Source organism: Lentisalinibacter orientalis, from assembly GCF_040706535.1.
Classification (GTDB): Bacteria; Pseudomonadota; Gammaproteobacteria; order Steroidobacterales; family Woeseiaceae; genus Lentisalinibacter; species Lentisalinibacter orientalis.
On sequence record NZ_JAPDRJ010000001.1, the window covers coordinates 765,701 to 783,983 of the forward strand.

The 18,283-nt window shown below is 70.0% G+C and carries 14 protein-coding genes; 9 read left to right on the forward strand and 5 right to left on the reverse strand.

Annotated elements, in window-relative coordinates; all coding sequences use genetic code 11:
* The first annotated feature begins 76 nt into the window (after positions 1-76).
* The 5 genes from aroB to ACJMK0_RS03450 all read left to right on the forward strand — a co-directional run bounded on the left by aroB (position 77) and on the right by ACJMK0_RS03450 (position 5,596).
* Positions 77-1,159 carry a 3-dehydroquinate synthase gene (aroB, locus tag ACJMK0_RS03430; protein ID WP_405235518.1) on the forward strand — a complete coding sequence of 361 codons (1,083 nt, stop codon included), beginning with the start codon at positions 77-79 and terminating at the stop codon, positions 1,157-1,159.
* 16 nt (positions 1,160-1,175) lie between these two features.
* The gene (locus ACJMK0_RS03435) at positions 1,176-2,357 is read left to right on the forward strand and encodes a deoxyguanosinetriphosphate triphosphohydrolase (RefSeq protein WP_405235520.1); all 1,182 of its coding nucleotides are present in this window, start codon (positions 1,176-1,178) and stop codon (positions 2,355-2,357) included.
* Between the two features lie 34 nt (positions 2,358-2,391).
* On the forward strand, positions 2,392-3,144 hold the full coding sequence (gene pyrF / locus ACJMK0_RS03440) for an orotidine-5'-phosphate decarboxylase (protein ID WP_405235522.1): 753 nt from the start codon (positions 2,392-2,394) through the stop codon (positions 3,142-3,144).
* A 4-nt stretch (positions 3,145-3,148) separates the two neighbouring features.
* The gene (gene hemE / locus ACJMK0_RS03445; RefSeq protein WP_405235524.1) at positions 3,149-4,210 is read left to right on the forward strand and encodes a uroporphyrinogen decarboxylase; all 1,062 of its coding nucleotides are present in this window, start codon (positions 3,149-3,151) and stop codon (positions 4,208-4,210) included.
* A gap of 123 nt (positions 4,211-4,333) precedes the next feature.
* Positions 4,334-5,596: a DUF445 domain-containing protein gene (locus ACJMK0_RS03450; protein WP_405235526.1), complete on the forward strand. Its 1,263-nt coding sequence runs from the start codon at positions 4,334-4,336 to the stop codon at positions 5,594-5,596.
* Between the two features lie 27 nt (positions 5,597-5,623).
* Here the strand turns inward: ACJMK0_RS03450 and ACJMK0_RS03455 are convergent, their stop codons facing one another.
* Together ACJMK0_RS03455 and ACJMK0_RS03460 are read right to left on the reverse strand one after the other, a co-directional pair.
* Complete coding sequence (locus ACJMK0_RS03455) at positions 5,624-7,303, reverse strand: AMP-binding protein (RefSeq protein ID WP_405235528.1); 1,680 nt, start codon at positions 7,301-7,303, stop codon at positions 5,624-5,626.
* Positions 7,304-7,428: 125 nt separating this feature from the next.
* Complete coding sequence (locus ACJMK0_RS03460; RefSeq protein ID WP_405235530.1) at positions 7,429-8,082, reverse strand: arylesterase; 654 nt, start codon at positions 8,080-8,082, stop codon at positions 7,429-7,431.
* Here ACJMK0_RS03460 and ACJMK0_RS03465 point away from each other — a divergent pair.
* Positions 8,081-8,764 carry an ABC transporter ATP-binding protein gene (locus ACJMK0_RS03465; protein ID WP_405235532.1) on the forward strand — a complete coding sequence of 228 codons (684 nt, stop codon included), beginning with the start codon at positions 8,081-8,083 and terminating at the stop codon, positions 8,762-8,764. The genes ACJMK0_RS03460 and ACJMK0_RS03465 overlap by 2 nt on opposite strands.
* On the forward strand, positions 8,764-11,253 hold the full coding sequence (locus ACJMK0_RS03470) for an ABC transporter permease (protein WP_405235534.1): 2,490 nt from the start codon (positions 8,764-8,766) through the stop codon (positions 11,251-11,253). The genes ACJMK0_RS03465 and ACJMK0_RS03470 overlap by 1 nt, the downstream gene beginning before the upstream one ends.
* Positions 11,254-11,603: 350 nt before the next feature.
* On the opposite strand, the gene ACJMK0_RS03475 is transcribed toward ACJMK0_RS03470, so the two are convergent.
* On the reverse strand, positions 11,604-13,028 hold the full coding sequence (locus ACJMK0_RS03475) for a cryptochrome/photolyase family protein (protein WP_405235536.1): 1,425 nt from the start codon (positions 13,026-13,028) through the stop codon (positions 11,604-11,606).
* On the reverse strand, positions 13,029-14,006 hold the full coding sequence (locus ACJMK0_RS03480; protein ID WP_405235538.1) for a D-2-hydroxyacid dehydrogenase: 978 nt from the start codon (positions 14,004-14,006) through the stop codon (positions 13,029-13,031).
* 143 nt (positions 14,007-14,149) lie between these two features.
* On the opposite strand from ACJMK0_RS03480, the gene ACJMK0_RS03485 reads away from it, so the two are divergent.
* Together ACJMK0_RS03485 and ACJMK0_RS03490 are read left to right on the forward strand one after the other, a co-directional pair.
* Positions 14,150-14,599, forward strand: a complete 450-nt coding sequence (locus ACJMK0_RS03485; protein WP_405235540.1) for a YcgN family cysteine cluster protein — start codon at positions 14,150-14,152, stop codon at positions 14,597-14,599.
* 31 nt (positions 14,600-14,630) lie between these two features.
* A complete protein-coding gene (locus tag ACJMK0_RS03490) occupies positions 14,631-15,305 on the forward strand; it encodes a nitroreductase family protein (protein WP_405235542.1) in 675 nt (224 codons plus the stop codon).
* 215 nt (positions 15,306-15,520) lie between these two features.
* On the opposite strand, the gene ppc is transcribed toward ACJMK0_RS03490, so the two are convergent.
* A complete protein-coding gene (ppc, locus tag ACJMK0_RS03495; RefSeq protein ID WP_405235544.1) occupies positions 15,521-18,277 on the reverse strand; it encodes a phosphoenolpyruvate carboxylase in 2,757 nt (918 codons plus the stop codon).
* Positions 18,278-18,283 lie beyond the last annotated feature (6 nt).

Sequence of the window (18,283 nt, forward strand, 5' to 3'; positions counted from 1 at the left end):
CGGCCGTGACGGCGCTTGATTCTACCGCCGGCGCCCGGCAACTTAGGCGCTCTCCCGGCATCAGGAGCCGCCTTCCGTGACAGACCCCGAGACGCTCACCGTCCAGCTGGGCGCCAGAAGCTACCCGATCGTCGTCGGCCAGGGCCTGCTCGACGATGCCGATGCGCTCGCGGTTCGCCTGCGCGGACCGGATGCGGTGGTGGTGACAAACGACGTGGTGGGCCCGCTGTATCTGGATGCCGCCCGGCGCGCCCTGGGCGACCGGCTCGCCGCCGTGCACGTGCTGCCGGACGGGGAAGCGCACAAGGACCTGGGCCAGGTGGCCGCGATCATCGACACACTGGTGGGTGCAGGCGCCAACCGGGATACGACCGTGGTGGCGCTGGGCGGCGGCGTCGTGGGCGACATGGCCGGCTTCGCCGCGGCCTGCTACCAGCGGGGCGTGGACTTCATCCAGGTGCCCACCACGCTGCTGGCCCAGGTGGACTCGTCGGTGGGCGGCAAGACCGGCGTCAACCACCCTCGGGGCAAGAACCTGATCGGGGCATTCCATCAGCCGACCTTCGTGCTGATCGACCTCGCCACCCTGGATACCCTGCCGGACCGGGAGCTGGCCGCCGGCCTCGCCGAGATCATCAAATACGGCCTGCTGGGCGACGCGGCCTTCTTCGGCTGGCTCGAGGACAACATGGCCGCGCTGCGGCGCCGGGACACGGCGGCGCTGCAGCACGCGGTGCGCCGCTGCTGCGAGATGAAGGCCGCCATCGTGGCGGCCGACGAGCGCGAGGCGGGCCAGCGGGCGCTCCTGAACCTCGGGCATACCTTCGGCCACGCCATCGAGTCGGTCACGGGCTACGGCGAATGGCTGCACGGCGAGGCGGTGGCGGCGGGCATGCTGATGGCGGCCCGGGTCAGCGGCCTGGCCGGGGCCGAGCTCGACCGCATCCGCAATCTGATCGCGGCCGCCGGGCTGCCTGTGGCACCGCCGCCGGTGGGCGCCGTGCGGCTGCGCGAGGCGATGCAGCTCGACAAGAAGGTGCAGGCCGGACGCCTGCGGCTGGTCCTGCTGCGCGCCATCGGCGAGGCTTACGTGACTGCGGACTTCTCCGCGCAGGCGCTGGCCGAAGCGCTGGCGCCGGCCGACGTCGGGGCGGACTGAGCGGGTGTCGGGAACGATGGAATACGTGAATCTGGAGCGAGCCGACGACGGCCTGCTGCCGGGGGCCGCGCGGGAGTCGCAGAGCCCGGGCCGCCGCCACGACGAGCCGCCGCCGGTCTACCGCGGCGAGTACCAGCGCGACCGGGACCGCATCATCCACGCCAGCGCGTTCCGCCGCCTGGTCTACAAGACCCAGGTGTTCGTGAACCACGAGGGGGACCTGTACCGCACGCGGCTCACCCACTCGCTGGAGGTGGCCCAGATCGCCCGCAGCGTGGCCCATACCCTCGGGCTCAACGAGACCCTGGCCGAGGCCATCTGCCTGGCCCACGATCTCGGCCACACCCCCTTCGGCCACGCGGGGCAGGACGCGCTGAACGAGTGCATGCGGGACTACGGCGGCTTCGAGCACAACCTGCAGTCCCTGCGTGTGGTCGACGAGCTGGAGGAGAAGTACGCGGAATTCGCCGGCCTGAACCTCATGTACGAGACCCGGGAGGGCATACTGAAGCACTGCTCCGCCCGCCACGCCCGGGAGCTCGGCGAGCTCGGGCGGCGCTTCCTGGAGCGCCGCCAGCCGGGACTGGAAGCTCAGCTCGCGAATCTCGCCGACGAGATCGCCTACAACAACCACGACGTGGACGACGGGCTGCGCGCCGGCCTGCTGGGCGTGGAGATGCTGCGCGCGGAGCCACTGTTCGCCGCGCAGCACGACGAAGTGCTGGCCCGCTATCCCGGTCTGGAAGGCCGGCGCCTGATCCACGAGGTGATCCGGCGCATGATCAACCGGGTGGTCACCGACCTCATCCGGGAGACCGCCGGGCGGCTGCGTGCCGCGAACCCCCGCTCCATCGACGAGGTGCGCGACCAGGAGCGGCCGCTGGTGGGCTTCGGCGACGAGGTCCGGGAGCAGCACCTCTCGCTGAAGCGATTCCTGCACGCGAACCTCTACCGCCATCATCGGGTGCTGGGCATGACGCTGAAGGCACGGCGGGTCGTCGAGACCCTGTTCGCCGCCTACATGGACGAGCCCCGGCTCATGCCCGCCGAGTTCGCCACCGCGGCCCGCTCCGCCGGCCGGGACCACGGGGACGCCGCCCGCGCACGGGTGGTGGCGGACTACGTCGCCGGCATGACGGACCGCTACGCCATCGCGGAGCACGAGCGGCTCACCGACCCCGCCGTCGGCAACACCTGAGCCGCAGCCCCCGACCGCACGGAGCGGTGATAGAATGCACGCCCGCAGCCGAGGGGACACCGTGACCGAGCAGAGCATCGCTGACATAGCCGCCAGGGACAGACTGATATTCGCACTCGACGTGCCGGACGTCGGCGCGGCCCGGCGGCTCGCCGAGGAGCTCGGGGACAGCGTCTCGTTCTACAAGATCGGTCTGGAACTGGCCATGAGCGGCGGCTATTTCGAGCTCGCCGACTGGCTGATCGAACGGGACAAGAAGGTCTTCCTGGACGTGAAGCTGTTCGACGTGCCGGCGACAGTCGGGGCGGCGGTGCGCAACCTGGCGGCCCGCGGCGCCACCTTCGCCACGGTACACGGCAACCAGTCCATCATGGAGGCGGCCGCCGAGAACAAGGGCGACCTGAAGGTGCTGGCCGTGACCGTGCTGACCAGCCTCGACCGGGGCGACCTGGACGATCTCGGTTTCGACTGCGACGTGGAGGAGCTGGTGCTGTCCCGGGCCCGGCGCGCCTTCGAGGCCGGCTGCGACGGGGTGATCTCCTCCGGACTGGAGGTGCCGCGCCTGCGCGAGCACGTCGACAACCGCCTGCTGGTGGTGACGCCGGGCATCCGCCCGGTCGACAACCGCCCCGCGGACGACCAGAAGCGGGTGGTCAGCGTCGAGGAGGCCTTTGCCAACGGCGCGGATCACATCGTCGTCGGCCGCCCCATCCGGGACGCCGATTCGCCGCGGGCCGCCGCGGAAGCCATACAGACCACCATCGCCGGCCTGTTCCCGGCGGAGTAGATTGATGAGCGAACTCGAGAACGATCTGTTGTTACGCGCCCTGCTGCGCGAGCCCGTGCCGCGCACGCCGGTGTGGATGATGCGCCAGGCGGGCCGTTACCTGCCCGAATACCGGGCCACCCGGGCGCAGGCCGGTAACTTCATGGCTCTGTGCGGCAACCCCGACTTCGCCTGCGAGGTGACCCTGCAGCCGCTGGAGCGCTACCCGCTGGACGCCGCCATCCTGTTCTCCGACATCCTGACGGTGCCGGATGCGATGGGCTGCGGGCTGTACTTCGAGACCGGTGAGGGGCCCAAGTTCGAGCGCCCGGTGCGCACGCCCGCCGAGATCGAGCAGCTGGCGGTGCCGGACGTGGCGGAGAAACTCGGCTACGTCATCGACGCCGTCCGGGTGATCCGCCGCGAGCTGGCGGGCCGGGTGCCGCTGATCGGTTTCTCCGGCAGCCCCTGGACCGTGGCCACCTACATGGTCGAGGGCGGCAGCAGCAAAAACTTCGGCCGCATCAAGGGGCTGCTATACGACCGCCCCGATCTGATGGAGCTACTGCTGAACAAACTCGCCGACACCACCCGCGAATACCTGAACGCCCAGATCCGGGCCGGTGCCCAGGCGGTGATGATCTTCGATACCTGGGGCGGGGTGCTGACGCCGGATACCTACCGGCGCTTCTCGCTGGCGGCCATGCAGCGGGTGATGGACGGACTCGAGCGCGAGCAGGACGGCCGCCGCGTCCCCGTGGTGCTGTTCACGAAGAATGCCGGCCCGCTGCTCGCCGACATGGCGGAGACGGGCTGCGACGCCCTCGGCGTGGACTGGACCACCGACCTCGCCGACGCGCGCCGCTATACCGGCGACAAGGTGGCGCTGCAGGGCAACCTGGATCCGTCCATACTCTACGCGGGGCCGGAGGCGATCGCCGAGGCGGTGGCCGGCGTCCTGGCCAGCTACGGGAAAGGTCCCGGCCACGTGTTCAACCTGGGCCACGGCATTCATCCGGACATCGATCCGGAGCACGTCAGCGCCATGCTGGAGGCCGTACACAGGCTGAGCCCGCAGTACCATTGACCAGTCCCATTGACCGGTCCATCGAACCCTTGTCACTGAACCAGCTCCACTGAACGCGGAGTCCTGACGGGAGCGCCGCCGCGGAAGGGATACCGCGGATCCGCACCCGGGCGCGGAAAAGCCATGGAAGCGACGCTGTCAGACGGTCTCGACGCGCTGCGCGCTGAGCGCCTGCGCCGCATGAAGCGGGTGGCCGCCGGCCTGCTGGTGGCCATGGTCATCCTGTATGTCGTCACCGGTTTCGGCGAGGAGCACTACCCGTGGCTGGGCTACGTGCGCGCCTTCGCCGAGGCGGCCACCGTCGGCGCGCTGGCCGACTGGTTCGCGGTCACGGCGCTGTTCCGCCACCCGCTCGGCCTGCCGATTCCCCACACCGCGATCATCTCCCGGCGCAAGGACGACATCGGCCAGAGCCTGGCCGGCTTCGTGGAGACCCATTTCCTGACCGCCGAGGCGCTGGCGCCGCGGCTCGAGAAGGCGGACTTCGCCCAGGGCATGGGCCGCTGGCTCGCCACACCCGGCAACGCGGACCGGCTCACCCAGGACCTGTCGGTGATACTCGGCCGGGTGCTCGCCAGCACCGACAACCGGCTGCTGCGCGACCTGGTGAAGTCGAACCTCCAGCGCGCGCTCAGCGAGACCCCGCTGACGCCGACGGTGGGCCAGCTGCTGGACCTGCTACTCCTGCAGGACCCGGATCAGACGGTGATAAACGGCCTGGTCGGCCTCGCCCGCACGCAGCTCGACGAGAACCGGCTCCAGCTGCGCCAGCACATCGGCGAGCGCACGCCCTGGTGGCTGCCCAATTTCGTCGACGAGCAGATCTACCGCCGCATGGTCGCCGAGATCGAGGAAGTGCTCACCGGCATCACCGCCAGCGACACCGATACCGAGGCGCGCCAGCGCCTGCGCCGCACGCTGGAGGAGCTGGTGGCCTCGCTGAAGAGCGACGAGGCGCTGATCGAGCGCGGCGAGGAGATCAAGCACCGGCTGCTGAAACACCCGTCGCTGAAGCGCTACCTCTCCGGCGTGGTGGCCGACGTGAACCGGTTCCTGGAGGAAGAGGCGGCCGACCCGGAGTCGGGCATGCGCCTCCGCATCGCCGAATCGCTGGCCGGCGCGGGCGACACGCTGGCCGCCAACCCGGGCCTGCGCCTGGAGCTGGACAGCTGGTTCCGGGACACCCTGCTCTACATGGTCACCCGTTACCGGACCAACATCTCCTCGATCATCAGCGAGACCATCTCCGGCTGGGACGCCGAGGCGACCGCGCGCCGCATCGAGCTGCACGTGGGGCGCGACCTGCAGTTCATCCGCATCAACGGCACGCTGGTGGGCGGACTCGTCGGGCTGACCCTCTACACGCTCTGGCAGTTCGTCAGCTGAAACCCGCGCCGACGGCGGTGCCCGTTGCTAGGCCTCGTGCTCTTCGTCGCGGAGCGCGCGCCGGAGTATCTTGCCCACGTTGGTCTTGGGCAGCTCGTCGCGGAACTCGACCACCTTCGGCACCTTGTAGCCGGTGAGGTTCTCCCGGCAGTGAGCGATGACGGCCTTCTCGGTCAGCGACGGGTCCTTGCGCACCACGAATACCTTCACCACCTCGCCCGCACGCTCGTCGGGCTGGCCGACGGCCGCCACCTCGAGCACGCCGTCCATGTCGGCGATCACCTCCTCGATCTCGTTCGGGTACACGTTGAAGCCGGAGACCAGGATCATGTCCTTCTTGCGGTCCTCGATGTAGACGTAGCCGCGGTCGTCCATGCGGCCCATGTCGCCGGTCCGGAACCAGCCGCCCTCGAGCATCACCTTCTCGGTCTCCTCCGGATGGTTCCAGTAGCCCTCCATCACCTGGGGCCCGCGTATGCAGATCTCGCCGATCTCGCCGGTGGGCACCGCCTCGCCCTTGTCGTCGCGGATGCTGACCTCCGTGGAGGAGATGGGCAGGCCGATGGAGCCGTTGAAAGCGGCGTCGTCGGTGATGGGGTTGATGACCGCGGCCGGGGACGTCTCGGTGAGGCCGTAGGCCTGGATCAGCGTGTTGCCGGTCACCTCCTTCCAGCGCCGCGCCACCGGTTCCTGCACGGCCATGCCGCCGCCCACCGTGATCTGCAGGCTGCTGAAGTCCAGCTCGGCGAAGCCCGGGGTGTTCAGCAGGGCGCTGAACAGCGTGTTCACGCCGGTGAAGTAGGTGAACGGGTACTTGGCCAGCTCCTTCACGAAGCCCTCGAAGTCCCGCGGGTTCGGGATCAGGATGTTGCGGCCGCCCAGCTTCATGATGCCGAGGCAGTTACCCTCCAGCGAGAAGATGTGATAGAGCGGCAGCGCCGTGATGGCGACCACGTCCTGGTCCGGGTCCAGTTTCGCGCCCAGCCAGGCGGTGGACTGCTCCACGTTGTAGACCAGGTTGCGGTGGCTCAGCATCGCGCCCTTGGCCACGCCCGTGGTGCCGCCGGTGTACTGCAGGAAGGCGAGATCGCCGAGGTCGATGTCCGGCGGCTGGAACACCAGGCTGCCACCGTCGTAGAGAGCGTCGCGGAAAGACACGGCGCCGGGCAGATTGTAGGCCGGCACCTGCTTCCTGATGCGCTTCACCACGAAATTGACGATCTGGCGTTTCGGCGTGCCGAACAGGTCGCCCACCGCCGTCGTGATCACCGTCTCGACGGGGGTCTCGCCGATCACCTTCTCGAGGGTCGTGGCGAAATTCTCGAGGATCACTATCGCCCGTGCGCCGGAGTCCCTGAGCTGGTGCTCGAGTTCCCGCGGCGTGTAGAGCGGGTTCACGTTGACGATCACCAGCCCGGCCCTGAGCGCCGCGCAGAGCACCACGGGGTACTGCAGGATGTTCGGCAGCATGATCGCGATGCGATCGCCCTTCGACAGGCCCGCCCGCTCCTGCAGCCAGGCCGCCATGTGCCGGGACAGGCGGTCCAGGTCGGCATAGCTCAGGGTGACGTCCATGCAAGTGTAGGCGGGCCGGCCGCCGTACTCCTTGAAGCTCGTCTCGATCAGGTCCCGGAGCGAGCGGAAGCCGCCGTTGTCCACCTCCGCCGGCACGCCCGGCGCGTACTCCTTCAGCCAGAATTTCTCCACGGAATCCCCCTCCTGTGGCCGGCGCGCCGCGGGCGCCGGGGAGAATGTGTCATTGGACTACCTATACACGGGGCCGGTCAGGCGGGCAAGCGGATCCCGGGCGCCGTTCCGCCGCCGGCCCGCCGTCAGTTCGCCAGCGCTGCCGCGACCGCCGGCCAGGCGTTGTCCAGCATCAGCGGCTGGGCCTCGGCGTTGGGGTGGATGCCGTCGGCCTGCATGAGGCCGTCGTCCAGCGCAACGCCGTCCAGAAAGAACTGCACCCACTCCAGGTCGTAGGTCTCGGCCAGCTCGCCGTACAGGGCATGGAAGCTTTCGGCGTAGCGGGGACCGTAATTGACCGGGATGCGCATGCCGAGCAGCACTACCTCGGCGCCGGCCTCCCGGCTCTGCTCGATCATGGCCTCGAAGTTGGATCGCACCACGTCCAGGGGCAGCCCGCGCAGGCCGTCGTTGCCGCCGAGCTCGATGATGACCAGCTCCGGCTCGTGGCGTGCCAGGGCCGGGCCGAGACGCGCCAGCCCGCCGGAGGTGGTGTCGCCGCTCACGCTGGCGTTGACGACCCGATGCCCGTACCCTTCCTGCGCGAGCCGCGAGGCCAGCAGCGACACCCAGGATTCCTCCATGGTGAGGCCGTAGCCGGCGCTGAGGCTGTCGCCCAGCACCAGGATGGTGGGCGGCGGGCCGTCGGCAATGTCGCTCCGGGCAGTATCCGCCAGGGAAACATCCGCAATGGCCGGTACGCCGAATACCAGCAGCAGGGTCAGGAAGAGCTTGTTCATGTCAGTGGATTCGAATGCGGCGCTCGTCGCCGAGCATCTCAGCAAAAAGGTTACCAGTCCGGAAGGAAGTCTGACCATTCTGGACGACGTCAGTTTCGCCATCGGCCGAGCGGAGTCGGTGGCGATCGTCGGGCCGTCGGGCGCCGGCAAGTCCACGCTGCTGGCGCTGCTCGCCGGTCTGGACACGCCCACGTCCGGCCGGGTGTGGCTGGAGGGCCGCGAACTCTCGGCGCTGGACGAGGACGGCCGCGCCGCGGTGCGCGCCGCCCGCGTGGGCTTCGTCTTCCAGTCGTTCCACCTGGTGCCGTCGCTCACGGCCATCGAGAACGTCATGCTGCCGATGGAGCTCGACGGGGCGGAGGATGCCCGCGAGCGGGCCGCGGCCATCCTGGCCGAGGTGGGGCTGGCCGCCCGCAAGGGCCATTACCCGAACCAGCTCTCCGGCGGCGAGAAGCAGCGGGTGGCCATCGCCCGTGCCTTCGCCACGAATCCGGCCGTGCTGTTCGCCGACGAGCCCACCGGCAACCTGGACGCGGCCACCGGCGAGCGCATCATCGACCTGCTGTTCCGCCTGAACAGCGACTCGGAGGCCACGCTGGTGCTGGTCACCCACGACGAGTCGCTGGCCGGGCGCTGCGACCGCCGCCTGTCGCTGGAGGCGGGACGCCTGGTCGGCCAGTGATGAAGACCGCCGCGTTCGCATTCACGGCGCTCCGGCGCGAGGCGCGCTCCGGCGAGCTGATCGTGCTGGCCGCCGCGCTGGCCATCGCGGTGACCTCCCTCACCGCGATCGGATTCCTCACCGACCGCATCGCCCAGGCGGTGTCGCTGCAGGCCGCCGAAGTGCTCGCCGCGGACATCCGCCTGCGCTCGGCCCGGGAGATGGACGACGCCCCCCTCGCCTCCGCAAGGCAGATGGGCCTCGAGACGGCCGAGACGCTGACCTTCCCGAGCGTCGTCTTCGCCGGCGAGCGCAACGCGCTGGCCACGATCAAGGCCGTGGGCCCCGGCTATCCCCTGCGCGGCGCCGTGCGCATCGCCGACGAGATCTTCGGCGCCGAGCGCACCGTGGAGGGTCTGCCGCCGTCGGGCACCGTGTGGGCCGACGATGCGCTGCTCGCCCGCATCGGCGCCAGGGTGGGCGACCGGGTCGAGGTGGGCGCGTCCACGCTGACCGTGGACGCCGTGCTGACCTACCGCCCTGATCAGACCCCCGGGTTCGCCGGCCTGGCGCCCAGCCTGCTGATGAATCTCGGCGAGGTGCCTGCCACCGGCCTGGTGCAGACCGGCAGCCGGGTGAGCCACGCGCAGCTGTACGCCGGCGACCGGGAGGCGGTGCGCGGCTTCGTCGAGGAGTGGCAGGACCGGCTGCCCGACACGGTGCGTCTCGAGGACCGGGGCGATGCGGGCGAGGAGCTGAATGCGGCGGTGGAGCGGGCCGGGCGATTCCTGTCGCTGGCCTCGCTGGTGAGCCTGCTGCTGTCGGCCGTCGCCGTGGCCATGTCCGGCCGGCGCTATGCGGAACGGCGCCTGGACTCGGTGGCGCTGATGAAGAGCCTGGGCGCGTCCCAGTCGTTCATATTCCGGGTCTCGCTGCTGCAGCTGCTGATGATCGGGCTGGCGGCGGGCCTGGTCGGCGCGGGCATCGGGTTTCTGGCCGAGAGCGGCCTGTCGCGGCTGCTCGCCGGCCTGATCGGCAGCGACCTGCCGGCGCCGTCGCTGACGCCGGTGGCGCTCGGCGTGGGCACGTCGCTCATCCTGCTGCTCGGCTTCGCGCTGCCTTCGCTGATGCGCCTGAAGAGCACGCCGCCGCTGCGGGTGCTGCGCCGGGATCTGACACCGCCGCCGCCCGCCGCCTGGCTCACCACGCTGGCCGCGCTCGGTGCGCTGACGGCGCTCGTCTACTGGGCGGTGCGCGACGTCGCCCTGCTGGTCCTGGTCCTCGGCGGCACTGCCGTCATAGCGGGCGTGCTGTATCTGGCCGGGCGGCTGCTGGTGCTCGCGCTGTCGCGGATGCGGGGCCGGGTGGGCGTCGCCTGGCGCTACGGGCTCGCGAACGTCGCCCGCCGCGGCGGCGACAGCGCGGTGCAGGTGGTGGCATTCGGTCTCGGCCTGATGGTCCTGCTGTTGCTGACGCTGGTGCGCAACGATCTGCTGGCGGGCTGGCGCGCCACACTGGACGAGGACGCGCCGAACCACTTCCTGATCAATATCCAGCCGGACGACCGGGCGAGCGTCGCCGACATCCTCCGCGGTGCCGGCATCGAGGCGCCGGAGTTCGTGCCGCTGGTGCGCGCGCGGCTGACGGCCATCAACGGCACCCCCATCGGCGAGATCACGTTCGAGGACGAGCGGGGCCGCGGCATGTCGGAACGGGAGCAGAACCTCTCGTTCACCGGCGAGCTTTCCGCCAGCAACCGGGTGGTGGCGGGCAGCTGGTGGCCGGCGGGCTACGACGGTCCACCGCTGGTGTCCATGGAAGCGGATGCCGCCGAGGAGCTCGGCGTGGGCCTCGGCGACGAGCTCTCCTACCTGGTGGCGGGCGAGCCCCTCACCGCCGAAGTGGCGAGCATCCGCGAGATCCAGTGGGACTCCTTCGAGCCGAACTTCTTCATGGTGCTCTCGCCGGGCGCGCTGGAGGGCTACCCGAAGACCTATATCTCCAGTTTCTACATCGATCCGGACAGCAAGGGCGTGCTGCTGGAGCTGGTACGCAGCCATCCCAGCATCTCCGTGATCGACATCCAGGCGCTGATCGCCCAGGTGCGCGGCGTGATCGACAAGGCCGCACTGGCGGTGCAGTACGTCTTCCTGTTCACCCTGCTGGCCGGTCTGGTCGTGCTGTTCGCGGCGGTCCAGGCCACCCTGGACGAACGCCGCTACGAGAGCGCTCTGCTGCGCACCTTCGGCGCGAAGCGCCGCACCGTGATGGCGGGTCTCGCCTCGGAGTTCCTGGCGCTGGGCCTGCTCGCCGGGGTATTCGCGGCGGCCGGCGCGACGGTTCTCGGCATGCTCGCGGCGAAACGGCTGTTCGACCTGGCCTACACCGTGGATCCGGTGCTGTGGGCGGCCGGGATGGTCGCCGGCATGCTGCTGGTGGGTATCAGCGGTACGCTGGCCGCCCGCGGTGCGGTGAACGCGCCGCCGGTCAACACGCTGCGCCGCGCGTAACCCATGTAGGAGGGCCTTCAGGCCCGACCCGGCTTTCTGTTGGCGTAGGCCCGCCATCGACTGGGGCGGGCTACGGGGGACGCTCAGTCGGACGTCCTGTCCTCCCTCGCTTCGGCCGGGCCTCCTTCCCGCCGTCATGGCTCCAGTCGGCCCGGACGACCCCCGCAGCCCGCCCCAGCCGCTGGCGGGCCCGTAGCCGAGAGGCTTGGGCACCAATCAGCAGGCGCTTCTGACTGGCAGCGCCTTCACGCCACCGCGAGCACGGCCGTCATGCGGGGGTATCCATCGCCGCGACCTTTTGTCGGGAGCAAGATGGATACCCCCGCAGGGCGGCCATGAAAGAACGTGGTTCACAGTCGCTTGAGGGCTTCCAGGGCTTCCTTGCGGGACTGCTTCAGGTCCACGATCGGCCGGGGGTAGTCACGACCCAGTGTGAAACCGATGCGGCGGGCCTCGTCCGCCGGCAGCTTCCACGGCTCGTGGACGTAGCGGTCGGGCACGTGCTCGAGCTCCGGTACCCAGCGGCGCACGTAGCTGCCGTCGCCGTCGAAGCGCTCGCCCTGGCGTACGGGGTTGAAGATGCGGAAATAGGGCGCGGCGTCGGCGCCGCAGCCCGCCGACCATTGCCAGCCCATGGTGTTGTTGGCCAGATCCGCATCCACCAGGGTGTCCCAGAACCAGCGCGCGCCCTCCAGCCAGTGCAGGCGGATGTTCTTCACCAGCAGCGAGGCGACGATCATGCGCACCCGGTTGTGCATCCAGCCGGTGTGCCACAGCTCCCGCATGCCGGCATCGACGACGGGTATGCCGGTGCGGCCCTGCTGCCAGGCCTCCAGCATGTCCTCGCCATCCTGACGCCAGGGGAAGTTCCGGTACTTCTCGTACAGCGGCTCGTCGGTCGTGCGGGGGAAGTGGTAGAGCACGTGGTGGGCGAACTCCCGCCAGCCGAGTTCGCGCAGCCAGACCTCGGTGCCGTCGGGATAATCCTCCGCCCGGGCCGCGATCCGGTGCCAGGCATGGCGGGGGGAGATCTCGCCGAAGTGAAGGTGCGGCGAGAGTCGGGAGACGCCGTCCACGGCCGGGATGTCCCGGGTCTCGTCGTAGTCGCGCAGCGCGCCGTCGGCGAAGGTCTCCAGGCGCCGTCGGCCGCCGGCCTCGCCCGGAGTCCAGTGCTCGCGGAAGCCGGCGGCCCAGTCGATGCGCGGCAGATAGCCGAGTTCGGCGAGGTCCAGCGAGACGGGCCAGGAATCCGGCGGCCGTGCGGTGTGCGGCGCCTCCAGCGCCTCCGGCGGCGGCAGCTCCTGCCGGGCCCGCCGCCAGAAGGGCGTGAACACCCGGTAGGGGTCGCCGCTGCCCGTGGCGATCTCCCAGGGCTCCAGCAGCAGCGCCGCCTTGTCGCTGCGGGCGCGGATGCCGGACTCGGCCAGCCCCTCCTTAACACGGGTGTCCCGCTCCACGAGGTGGGGGTCGTAGAGGCGGTTCCAGTGCACCGCGTCGGCTCCCGTGTCGCCGGCGAGTTCGCGCAGCACGGCCAGCGGCTCGCCGCGGCGGATGACCAGCCGGCTGCCCTTCTGCCGCAGCGCTTCGTCCAGCGCGGCCAGACTGTGATGCAGCCACCAGCGCGAGGCGGCGCCGTGCGCCCATTCGCCCTCGCCCTCGTCGTGGATGAAGACGGGGACGACCGTCTCGCTCTCGTCCACCGCCCGGCGCAGCGCCGGGTTATCGGAGAGTCTCAGGTCCCGGCGGAACCAGACGAGCGCGGTGCCCTGCGACATTCAGTTCACCCGGTTGCGGGGCTCTCCCGCGAGCCAGGCGCGCGCGTTCTCGGCGAGTTCCGCGATGGCGCGCTGGCGGGACTCCCGCGCCGCCCAGGCGATGTGGGGGGTGAGGATCAGGTTGTCGCCCCGGTAGTCGAGCAGCGGATCGCCGTCCACCGGCGGCTCCTGGGGCAGCACGTCGATGCCGGCGCCCGCGATGCGCCCGTTGGTGAGCGCCGCGGCGAGGGCGGCGGTGTCCACCAGCGCGCCGCGGGCGGTGTTGATCAGCACCGCATCCGGCTTCATGCGCTGCAGTTCGCCGGCGCCGATCATTCCCCGGTTAACTTCCGTGAGGGGGCAATGCAGGCTGAGCACGTCGGCCTCCGTGAGCACCTCCTCGAAAGGCCGGCGGCCCGCCCGCACGGAGTCCGCGCCCGGGCGTTCGCTGATCAGCGCCTCCATCCCCAGCGCTTCGCCCATGCGGGCGACGCCGCGGCCGAGCGCCCCGTAGCCGACGATGCCGAGGCGCCTGCCGGCCAGTTCCCGGATGGAATAGTCGAGCAGGCAGAAGTTGCCGGCCTGCTGCCAGTCGCCGGCGGCGACCAGCGCCGTGTACTCGGCCAGCCGGTGGGTGAGCGAGAGCATGACGCCCATGACGTGCTGCACCACCGACTGCGTGCAGTAGTCGCGGATGTTGGCCACGACCACGCCCCGCTCTCCGGCTGCCTCGAGGTCGATGTTGTCCACGCCCGTGGCGGTGAGGCCCACGAAGCCCAGGCGGCCCGCGCTCTCGATCTCGGCGCGGCCCAGCTTCACCTTGTTCAGGAAGACCAGTCTGGCGTCGGCAATGCGGCGGGCGACCTCATCGGGCTCGGTGGCGCCGTGCACCTCCAGGCTGCCGCCGACGGCGTCCGCCAGCGGGGCGAGGTCCAGGTCGCCGGCACCCATCGTGTCCAGGTCGAGGAAAACGGCGTCGGCTTTGGGGCTATTGCTCATTGTGATGGCCGGGGGAAAACGATTAGTTTAGCAACCGTGGCCCGATACGAGGCCAGTGAGAGGCGGAGCCGGCGGGACAGGGAATTGGACGGAGCACTGACATCGGCAGGAGCGGCTTGCGGACGGCCGGGGCGGGAGCGGCCGTGAAACCGTTCTGGAAAACCACGCCGCTGGCGGAGATGACCCGCGAACAGTGGGAGTCGCTGTGCGACGGCTGCGGCCGCTGCTGCCTGCACAAGCTGGAGGACATCGACACCGGCGAGGTGCGCTACACCCGGGTGGCCTGCCGCCTGCTGGAGCTCGGCAGCTGCCGCTGCTCGGATTATGCGAACCGCGCCGAGCGGGTGCCGGACTGTCTCGTGATGAGTCCGGATTCGCTGGGTGAGATGACCTGGCTGCCCCGGTCCTGTGCCTATCGCCGCATCAGCGAGGGCCGCGGCCTCGCCTGGTGGCATCCGCTGGTCAGCGGCAATCCCGAGACGGTCCACGAGGCCGGCATCTCCGTGCGTGCCTGGGCCGTGTCCGAGAACGAGCACGGGGAACCGGATCCGGAGTGCGACATGATTCCCCTGCCCGGCGGGTCCGGGCCCTGACGGCCGCCGCAGGCGGCGCGAGGAGAGAGCGATGGCCGATGCCCGATTCATCCCGCTGCCCGCCTACCGGGAGTTCCCCGTCGCCGATATGCGCGACCGGGCGCGGCGCTTCCACGAGGAACTCGAGCGCCGGCGCAGCGTGCGGGATTTCTCGTCCCGCGCCGTCCCCCGCCAGATCATCGACGATTGCCTGCGCGCCGCGGGCACGGCGCCCAGCGGCGCCAACCGCCAGCCCTGGCACTTCGTGGTCGTCAGCGGTCCGCAGACCAAGCGGCGCATCCGCGAAGCCGCGGAGACCGAGGAGCGGGAGTTCTACCAGCGCCGCGCACCGGAGGAATGGCTGCAGGCCCTGGCGCCGCTGGGCACCGATGCGGACAAGCCCTTCCTCGAGAAGGCGCCCTACCTGATCGCCGTGTTCCTGCAGAAATACGGCTACCTGGAGGACGGCACCCGGGTGAAGCACTACTACCCCCAGGAATCCGTGGGCCTCGCCACCGGCATGCTGATCACGGCGCTGCACCACGCGGGCCTCGCCACCCTCACCCACACGCCCAGCCCGATGGGCTTCCTGAACGAGATCCTCGAGCGCCCGAAGAGCGAGCGGCCGTTCCTGCTGCTGGTGACGGGCTATCCCGGCAAGGACGCCCGGGTGCCGGACATCCGCCGCAAGAAGCTGGAAGAATTCGTCACCTACAACGACGTGTAGGAGGGCCTTCAGGCCCGACCCCGCCCTGCCAGACCCCCTTTCTATTGTGGCCGCCCTGCGGGGGTATCCATCTTGCTCCCGACAAAAGGTCGCGGCGATGGATACCCCCGCATGACGGCCGCCTCGTGGTGGCCGAGAGGATCCGCCAGTCAGTGACGCTGGCGGGCCAACGTCAAAAGAAACCGGATCGGGCCTGAAGGCCCTCCTACAGGGGATCAGCCCGTGTTCTGCAGCCCTTGCGCGATGCCGTTCACGCTGGCCAGCAGCGCCGCGAACAGTTCGTCGTCGTCGCGCTCCTTCGCGCGCCAGCGGGCCAGGAGATCCACCTGCAGAAGGCTCATGGGGTCCACGTAGGGATTGCGCAGCATGATGGCCCGCTGCATCGTCTTGTCCTTCTCCAGCAGGTTCGCGTTGCCCGTGAGCTTCAGCACCATGTCCCGGGTCAGTTCGAATTCGTCGCAGATCACCGGGTAGAACTTCTCGTGCAGCGTGCCGGCGAGTTCCGAGTAGCGCGAGGCGATGGTCATGTCGGATTTCGCCAGCACCATCTCCACGTCGGAGAGCAGCGACTGCAGGTAGAACCACTCACGGGTCATGGCCGTGAAGGCCTCTTCGCCGTGGATCTCGATGGCCGCGCGCAGTCCGCTGCCGAAGCCGAACCAGCCCGGCAGGATGTGCCGGCTCTGGGTCCAGGCGAATACCCAGGGGATGGCCCGCAGGTCCTGGATGCCCCGCTGCTTGCGCCGGGACGACGGCCGCGAGCCGATGCGCATGCGCTCGATGACGTCGATGGGAGTCGCGCAGCGGAAGTAGTCGAAGAAGCCCGGCCGCTCGTAGACGAGGCCCCGGTAGACCTTGCGGCTCTCGACGGCGACGGTGTCCATCATCTGCCGCCACTCGTCCGGTTCCGGCGTGGTGCGCTCCGGGTTGGCGGTGGCGATGGAGACCGAGGCCATCAGCTGCTCCAGCGTGCGCAGCGCGATGCCACGCAGGCCGTACTTCTCGTTGATGATCTCCCCCTGCTCGGTGACCCGCAGGCGGCCGCGGATGGTGTCCGCCGGCGCGCCCAGTACCGCGGCGTGGGTCTTGCCGCCGCCCCGGCTGGTGGTGCCGCCGCGGCCGTGGAAGAGCGTGATGTCGAGATCCTCGCTGTCGAGTTCGCGCACGAGATCCGCCTGGGCCTCGTACAGCGCCCAGCGCGCCGAGGCCAGCCCCGAGTCCTTGTTGCTGTCCGAATAGCCCACCATGATCATCTGCTCGTCGCCGCGGTGGGCGAGGTGCTTGCGATAGACCTCGTCGGCCAGCAGCTCCTGCATGATGCGGGTACCGTTCCTGAGATCGTCGACGGTCTCGAACAGGGGTGCGACGTCCAGCGGTACCTTGCCGCCCTTCGACGCCAGGTCGCCCCAGCGGGCCAGCAGCAGCACGGACAGCACGTCGTCGGCGCCCTGGGTCATGCTGACGATGAACGGGCCGATGGCCCGCTTGCCGTACTTGCGCCGGCAGAACGAGATGGCCTGGAACACGGCCAGGGTCTTGCGGATGCGCGTGTCGGTGCTGTCGGCCTTGGGCAGCTCCCGGTCCAGCAAGGCCTCGCGGATGCGCTCCGCCCGCGCCTCCGGCGTCCACTCCAGCCAGTCCTCGATGTCCAGGCAGCGGCCCACCACCTCCCGGTGCACCAGTGCGTCCTGGCGCACGTCCAGGGTCAGCAGGTGGAAACCGAAGGTGCGGATGCGCCGGAGCAGCCGGCGCACCGTGAACAGCCCGGCATGGCGGCCCCGGTTCGCGCGCAGGCTGGTCGCGATCAGGCGGATGTCGGCCTCGAACTCCTGCGCCGATTCGTAGGGGAAGGCGCTGTCGTCGTAGGTGGACTGCAGCCGCTCCTGGACGAGGCGGAGATACATCCGGTAGGGCATCTCCCGGTGGCGGGCCGGCACCGCGTGCCAGGCGTGGGGGAAGTGGCCCCGGTAGACCTCGATGCGTTCCAGGATGGCCGGCGCCACGCCCACGCGGGACACCGTCTGGCTGAGCTTGCCGGACAGGCGGCCGCACTCCCGGTAATAGAGGTCCAGGATCAGCGAGCGCTGCCGGGTCAGCGTATCGCGGATGGTCTTCGCCCCCACGTTGGGATTGCCGTCCATGTCGCCGCCGACCCAGGAGGCGAAGGAGATGAGGTCCGGTATCTCGATGTTGTCGAGCGTCTCCTGGCCGTAGACGGCGCCGATGGCGTCCTCCAGGCTCTCGTAGAACGGCGGCAGCACCCGGTAGAGCACGTCGGTGAGGAAGAACAGCACGTGCTCGAGCTCGTCGGCGACGGTCATGCTCTCGGAGGGGTGCTCCTCGGTCTGCCAGATGGCGGTGACCTCGGCGCGGATCGAGGCGAGTGCGGTGCGCTCCTCCTGGGGCGTGAGCGTGGGGTTCAGCATGTCCACCAGATGGCGGACGATGTTCTGCTCCTTGCGCAGGATGGTACGGCGGGTGGGCTCCGTGGGGTGGGCCGTGAACACCGGCTGGATGCGCAGCCGATGCAGCAGCGTGTCGAGGTCGGCGTTGCTGACGCCGGCCTCGTGCAGGTCGCGCAGGGCGTACTCCAGGCCGCCGGGCTGGAACGTGTCTTCGTCGCGCAGGTAGTCCCGCCGCCGCCGGATGCGGTGCACCTTCTCGGCCGTGTTCACCAGCTCGAAGTAGGTGGAGAAGGCGCGGATCACGTCGCGGGCGGTATCCGGCGGCAGGGCCTGCACCAGGTCGGTGAGCTCGGCTGCGGCTTCCCGGTCGCCCTCCCGGCGACGGATGGAGATGCGCCGGGCGCTCTCCACCAGCTCGTACAGGGATTCGCCGCCCTGCTCGCGCAGCAGCTCGCCGATCAGACGACCGAGGGTGCGTACGTCGTCGCGCAGCGCCCGGTCCTTGCGGGCGAAGACGATCTCGCTGCGGCGCAGGCCGCCGTTGCCGCTGTCGGCTGGTTCGCTCACGGGCGG